6 protein-coding genes are annotated in these 6,787 nt (G+C 57.4%); 2 read left to right on the forward strand and 4 right to left on the reverse strand.

The window, feature by feature from the left end:
- From AAAC48_RS13640 to AAAC48_RS13650, 3 genes are all read right to left on the reverse strand, one after another.
- Nucleotides 1–376 (reverse strand): aminodeoxychorismate/anthranilate synthase component II (locus AAAC48_RS13640; RefSeq protein WP_340654695.1); only part of this gene is annotated, 376 nt, incomplete at its 3' end.
- On the reverse strand, nt 373–1,779 hold the full coding sequence (pabB, locus tag AAAC48_RS13645) for an aminodeoxychorismate synthase component I (protein ID WP_340654696.1): 1,407 nt from the start codon (nt 1,777–1,779) through the stop codon (nt 373–375). The genes AAAC48_RS13640 and pabB, both read right to left, overlap by 4 nt.
- A 28-nt stretch (nt 1,780–1,807) precedes the next feature.
- On the reverse strand, nt 1,808–2,233 hold the full coding sequence (locus AAAC48_RS13650; protein WP_340654697.1) for an Lrp/AsnC family transcriptional regulator: 426 nt from the start codon (nt 2,231–2,233) through the stop codon (nt 1,808–1,810).
- Between the two features lie 168 nt (nt 2,234–2,401).
- Here AAAC48_RS13650 and rocF point away from each other — a divergent pair, with 168 nt between their 5' ends.
- Together rocF and rocD are read left to right on the forward strand one after the other, a co-directional pair.
- Nucleotides 2,402–3,391, forward strand: a complete 990-nt coding sequence (gene rocF, locus AAAC48_RS13655; RefSeq protein ID WP_340654698.1) for an arginase — start codon at nt 2,402–2,404, stop codon at nt 3,389–3,391.
- A 24-nt stretch (nt 3,392–3,415) separates the two neighbouring features.
- Nucleotides 3,416–4,624 carry an ornithine--oxo-acid transaminase gene (gene rocD, locus AAAC48_RS13660; RefSeq protein ID WP_340654700.1) on the forward strand — a complete coding sequence of 403 codons (1,209 nt, stop codon included), beginning with the start codon at nt 3,416–3,418 and terminating at the stop codon, nt 4,622–4,624.
- A 34-nt stretch (nt 4,625–4,658) separates the two neighbouring features.
- Here rocD and AAAC48_RS13665 read toward each other — a convergent pair.
- A partial coding sequence (locus AAAC48_RS13665) for an FAD-dependent oxidoreductase (protein ID WP_340654699.1) occupies nt 4,659–6,787 on the reverse strand: 2,129 nt, incomplete at its 5' end.

Raw genomic sequence — 6,787 nt, forward strand, 5'->3', positions numbered from 1 at the left:
GCCCTGCCCGGAACGGACTTGGCAGACCCTTGAAGACACCGCTTCCGTCGTGATTGATCGCCGAGGAGCGACCATGCATCGGCTCCCTTGCGCGAACGACCTCACCGCCAAAAACCTCTCCGATGCATTGGTGACCAAGGCAGATGCCGAGCATCGGAACCTGCCCGCTCAATGTCTCAATGATACTCATTGACTGGCCAGCTTCGCGCGGCCCGCAGGGACCAGGCGAAAGCACTATCGCTTCCGGCGCCAACCGTTCGACATCCGCGGCGGAGATCGCATCGTTTCGCACGACCTGTGTTTCCGCGCCAAGTTCCGCGAAATAGCGCGCCACGGTGAAGACAAAGGAATCGTAATTGTCGATGATCAGGATCATGACACATCCCCCTGATCAAAGACCGCAAAGATACGCGCCGCTTTATCGAGCGTTTCCTGATACTCCGCTGCGGGGTCCGACAAAGCCGTAATGCCGCCGCCTGCCTGGAATACCGCTTTGCCGCCCTGAATCCGCACCGTACGTATGCCGATATTGCTGTCGAAGTTGCCATTGAACCCGATGAAGCCGATGGAACCGCAATAGATGCCCCGCGCTTCGTGTTCAATTTCGGTGATGATCTCCATGGCTCGCAGTTTTGGGGCGCCGGTAATCGAACCGCCTGGGAAAGCCGCCCGGATCAAATCCCTCAGGGATTTTCCCTCTTCCAGCCGGCCGGTAACCACCGAGACCAGATGATGCACGCTCGCATAGGATTCGAGACCGCACAGCACGGGCGTCAGTACTGAATGCGGGCGGCAGACGCGCGAAAGGTCGTTGCGCATCAGGTCGACGATCATCAGGTTTTCCGCACGATCCTTCTCCGATTTGAGAAGTATATCGGCTAGTCTCTTGTCTTCATTTGGATCTGCAGACCTTGGCACTGTGCCCTTGATCGGCCTTGTCTCGACCTGATCGCCCCGTACCGACAGGAAGCGCTCGGGAGAACTGGAGGCGACGACGATATCGCCATGATCCAGATAAGCCGCAAAAGTCGCAGCATTTCTCTTGCGAAGAGATTTGTAGAACCGCCATGGGGCAAAGCCTATCGGCAAATCGGCGATAAAGCGCTGGGCGATATTGGCCTGGAAAATATCCCCGTCCAGAATGTATTCCACCACTTTGGCAACGGCTTGCATGTATGAGTCGCGGTCAAAATTGGACCGCCATGAAGCTCTCGGAATTCTGCAATCAGATTCCTTTTGGGACGACACGTCTCCAAATTGCTTGTGAAGATGGCCCGAAAACAATTCGGCTCGCTCGTGGCTTTTCCTATCCTGCGCAATGCCGTCCGCTTCCGGCAGGCCCGAAGAAATGAGCCAAGCCTTTCGGGCAAGATGATCAAACGCGAGGATAACGTCGTAGAAATACCAGGCGGCGTCCGGCATCGATCCATGAGCGGGAACGTCGGGTTTCGGCAACCGCTCCAGCAGCCGACCGAACTCGTAGGAGAAATAGCCGATGGCTCCGCCCTGGAACGGAGGAACTCCCGGTCGATCACTCAGACGATAGAGACCGAGATAATGCGAGACTGCATCTAGAGGCCGCCAGTCGAGCCCGACGCCGTTCCAGCTTGCAACGCCATCCTCCACAACCAGTTTGCCAAAAGGATCAGCGGCCACATAGGAGTATTGGCCAAGCTGATCGTGACGCATGGCACTGTCAAGAAAGCCCAATCCGCCAAGCGGTCGCAACCGTTCAGCGGCCTCGACGGGCTCCAGCCATGGAATCTCACGAATGTGCAAGCATCGACCTCCCTTTCGACCGACGAGACTATCCGCTCTTGCGGGTCGATAGAAGGATACTTGTCTCTGTCGAGGTGATTCCGTCAATATGCCGGATGTCGCGCAACGTCCGATCGAAGGCCTCCAGCGTCTCCACCTCGATTTCAGCGACGATATCCCAGCGGCCATTGGTCGTATGGAGCGCCCGGATTTCGGGAAAACCCTGCAATCGTCTAACCACCTTTTCCGCGGCTTGCCCTGCGACTTCCACCATGGCAACAGCACGCACACCGTAGATGCCGGCACCGGCCTTTAGTGTGACCGTGAACCCTTGAATCGTTCCGTCTGTGGTCAGCTTGTCGATCCGGGTGCGCACCGTGGCGCGAGAGATACCTAGGACCGTCGCCATGGAAGAAACTGGCATCCGGCAGTCATCTCGCAGCAAGGATAGCAATTTACGGTCTACGTCATCCATTATCTTCCAATCTGATCAATCTGATTGAGCAAACTGCGCATCAATATGCGCATTTCTATCAGGATGCTGTCTTTTTGTCACCGCGTCGAAGTGCCAATATCAAGGTCGAAACGTGATATTCTGTTTTTCAGATCCTGGACCATTCAAACGCGAAAGTGGCGGTTGTTGATGAACATGCAAGGCAATTTCGAAGACACTCATAAGCAGAAGCTGACCATTGTTGGCGCACCCATCGAGGAAGGCGCAGGCCGGCTAGGCGCACTAATGGGGCCTGCAGCCCTGCGGACGGCTGGCCTGATCCGGACGCTCGAAGAACTTGGCCATCCGCTCGAAGATCGCGGCGATCTGCGTCTGCCAAAGGAACTGCCGATTGTACCGCCCGTCGCGGGCCTCGCGCATCAAATCGAGAAAATTGCCGCGTGGTCGCGCATGTTGAGTGCCGAGACCTACGAGGCGATGAGGAGCGGCAGCTTCCCGGTCATACTCGGCGGCGACCATAGCCTCTCCATGGGTTCGGTCAGCGGTGTTGCCCGCTATTGTGAAGAGCACAACCGCGAACTCTTCGTGCTTTGGCTTGATGCCCATTCCGATTTCAACACGCCTACCACCTCGCCTTCCGGCAACATGCATGGCATGTCAGCTGCGCTGCTGTGCCGTGAACCTGGTCTTGAAGGTGTCTTGGGCGATGAGCCGCATGGTTTCGTCAAGCCGGAAAACCTGCATCTTTTTGGAATTCGCTCAATCGACTCGACCGAGCGTGTGCTTCTGCGTGAACGTGGTATCGATGTCATCGACATGCGCCAGATCGACGAGTTCGGCGTCGCCAAGCTGATGCGCCGCATCATCGAGCGCGTGCAAAAGGCCAATGGTATTCTGCATGTCAGTTTTGACGTCGACTTCATCGATCCCTCACTCGCACCCGGCGTCGGAACGACCGTTCCTGGCGGCGCGACTTATCGCGAAGCGCATCTCGTCATGGAAATGCTGCATGATTCCGGCGTCGTCGGTTCGCTGGACGTCGTTGAGCTTAACCCATTCCTGGACGAGCGCGGCAAGAGTGCCCTGCTCCTCGTCGATCTTGTCGCCAGCCTGTTTGGCCGGCAAATTTTCGACAAACCCACCCTCTCTGACCAGAGCGCAGCCGCTCTGAACGTATGAATTCGGCAATAGGAGGATACTTTGCTGCACACGGCCGCTGACCTGATTTCAACAGAATCCCGCCTTGGGGCGCATAACTACAAGCCGCTCGACGTGGTGCTGGAGCGCGGCGAAGGCGTGTATGTTTGGGATATTGAAGGCAATCGCTATCTGGATTGCCTCTCCGCCTATTCGGCTGTCAACCAGGGTCATTGCCACCCAAAGATTCTGAAGGCAATGACCGAGCAGGCCGGCAAGCTGACGCTGACCTCGCGCGCCTTCCGCAACGACCAGCTGGCATTGTTCTACGAAGAGCTCGCCGCATTGACAGGCTCACATAAGATCCTGCCGATGAACAGCGGCGCGGAAGCTGTCGAGACCGCAATCAAAGCCGTGCGCAAATGGGGCTATGAGGTCAAGGGCGTGCCTGCAAACGCTGCAGAAATCATCGTCTGTTCGGACAATTTCCATGGCCGCACCATGGGTATCGTTGGTTTCAGCACCGATCCATCGGCACGCGACAATTTCGGGCCCTTCGCGCCAGGCTTCAAGATTGTTCCCTTCGGCGACATCGATGCATTCGCGGCTGCACTGACACCCAACACAGTCGGGTTCCTGGTTGAACCAATCCAGGGCGAAGCCGGCGTAATCATTCCGCCCAAGGGCTATTTCGCCAAGGTGCGCGAACTTTGCACGGAAAACAACGTCACGCTCATTCTCGATGAGATCCAGACCGGCCTTGGCCGTACTGGCGCCTTGCTGGCTGAAGCGCACGAAGGTATCGAAGCCGATGTGACGCTGATCGGCAAGGCTCTGTCCGGCGGTTTCTATCCCGTGTCGGCAGTGCTTTCAAACAGTGATGTCCTCGGCGTTCTCAAGCCCGGCCAGCACGGCAGCACCTTCGGCGGTAACCCGCTGGCTTGCGCCATCGCACGCGCTGCGCTGCGCGTTCTGACCGAAGAAAACATGATCGAGAATTCCCGCATAGAAGGCGAATATTTCCTGCAGCAGTTGAAGGGCATTCGTAGCAACATCGTGCGCGAAGTGCGCGGTCGGGGTTTGATGCTGGCGGTCGAATTGCATCCGGAAGCCGGCGGCGCGAACCGCTTCTGCTACCAACTGAAGGAGCGCGGTATTCTCGCCAAAGATACCCATGGCGATACGATCCGCATCGCACCGCCACTCGTCATCAAGCGTGACCAGATCGACTGGGCTCTGGAGCAGTTCGAGACGGTCTTGACGAGCATGAATTGAGTTATTGACCTGGCCGGATCAAATCCGGCCAGTTTCACATCCGTACTCGTTCGGCCTTTGGATCATACATTGGCTTCAGCGAAGCCTCAGCTTTCACGCGCACACCGGCAATTTCAATTTCGTAGCTCGAGCCCAGAACCTGGCCAGGATTTTCGCCCTTGCTGGCGACGTAGCCTAGACCGATGGCGCCGCCGAGATGGTGGCCGTAATTGCCCGACGTGATGGTGCCAACGATTTCACCATCGCGAACGATAGCCTCATTGTGGAAGAGCAGCGGTTCGGGATCGCTCAGGCGGAACTGCACCAACCTTCGATCTAGCCCGGATTCCATCTTCGCTAACACTGCATCGCGGCCGATGAAGTCGCCCTTGTCCGCCTTCACAGCGAAACCGAGCCCCGCCTCCAGCACATGGTCCTCGTCGGTGATATCGTGACCGAAATGCCGGAACGCCTTCTCAATGCGACACGAGTCGAGTGTATGCAGGCCGCACAGCTTGAGACCAATATCCCTGCCGGCTTCTTCGATGGTTTCGAAAACATGTGCCGCCTGGTCCGTCGAGACATAGAGTTCCCAGCCAAGTTCGCCGACATAGGTCACGCGATGCGCCCGTGCGAGCCCCATGCCGATTTCGATCTCGCGCGCCGTACCAAAGGGATTGGCTTCGTTGCACAAGTCGTTCGGGCTGATCTTCCGGATCAGCTCGCGTGATTTCGGCCCCATCAAGCAAAGTACGGATTCCGCAGCGGTCGCATCGGTAATGACGACGAATTCATCTTTGAGATGTTTGCGCATCCAGGCAAGATCGCGCTGCAGCGTCGCGCCGGGAACGACGGCGAGGAAGGCTGTCTCCGACAGGCGCGTGATCGTCAAATCGCTCTCGATCCCGCCACGATTGTTCAGCATCTGGGTATAGACGATGCGGCCGGGCTCGACATCGAGCTCGTTGGCGCAAAGCTTTTGCAGAAACGCCAAGGCATCACGGCCCTCGATGCGTATCTTGCCGAATGAGGTCATGTCGAACAGGCCAACCCCGTTGCGTACGGCAAGATGCTCATCCCGCTGGTTGTCGAACCAGTTCTGCCGCTTCCAGGAATAGCGATACTCGCGTTCCTGCCCTTCCTTGGCGAACCAATTGGCGCGTTCCCAACCTGCCACCTCGCCAAACACAGCGCCCCGTTGTTTCAGGTGCTCGTGAATGGGCGAACGGCGCACATTACGCGATGTCGCCATCTGCCGATAAGGAAAGTGATCGGCATAAAGCAGACCGAGCGTCTCCGAGACCCTCTCCTTCAAATAGCGCCGGTTCTTCTGGAATGGCTGGGCACGGCGGATATCGACTTCCCAGAGATCGAACGGTGCTTCGCCATCATGGATCCATTGCGCCAGCGCCATACCGGCACCGCCGGATGAGACAATGCCGATCGAATTATATCCGGCCGCGACCCAGTAGCCGCCGAGCTCAGGCGCTTCGCCGAGATAATAGCGGTCATCGGGCGTAAAGCTTTCCGGGCCGTTGAAGAATGTATGGATACCGGCAGTACCCAGCATCGGCATGCGGTTGACGCCCATTTCGAGGATCGGTTCGAAATGTTCGAAGTCTTCCGGCAACTGGTCAAAACAGAAATCTTCGGAAATGCCATTCATGCCCCAGGGCTTGGCGACCGGCTCAAAGGCGCCAAGCATCATCTTGCCGGCGTCCTCCTTGTAGTAGGCGCATTCATCGGGAACACGCAATACCGGCAGCCGTCCCAGCCCTTCAATCGCTTCGGTGACGAGATAGAAGTGTTCGCACGCGTGCAGCGGCACAGTGACGCCCGACATGGCAGCAAGATCGCGTGCCCACATGCCGGCACAATTGATCACCACGTCCGTCTCGATCGTGCCCTGTTCTTCGCCTTTAGTCCATGACACGCCCGCGACGCGGCCATTCTTTTTGAGAATATTCGTTACCTTGACGTTTTCGACAATCTTCGCGCCGCGCTGGCGAGCCCCTTTTGCCAAGGCCATCGCAATGTTGGCCGGATCGCATTGACCGTCGAGCGGCAGATGCACCGCGCCGACCACATCCCTTATGTTAAGATGCGGATACATCTCCTTGACTTCGTTTGGAGATATCTCCCTGACATCCACATCGAAAGCGCGTGCTAACGACGCCTGTCGAT

Source organism: Phyllobacterium sp. (assembly GCF_037994405.1).
Lineage (GTDB): Bacteria > Pseudomonadota > Alphaproteobacteria > Rhizobiales > Rhizobiaceae > Phyllobacterium.

Coding starts and splice junctions, on each gene's coding strand:
- AAAC48_RS13650 (WP_340654697.1), bottom strand. CDS start 2,233: ATGGATGACGTAGACCGTAAATTGCTATCCTTGCTGCGAGATGACTGC.
- rocF (WP_340654698.1), top strand. CDS start 2,402: ATGAACATGCAAGGCAATTTCGAAGACACTCATAAGCAGAAGCTGACC.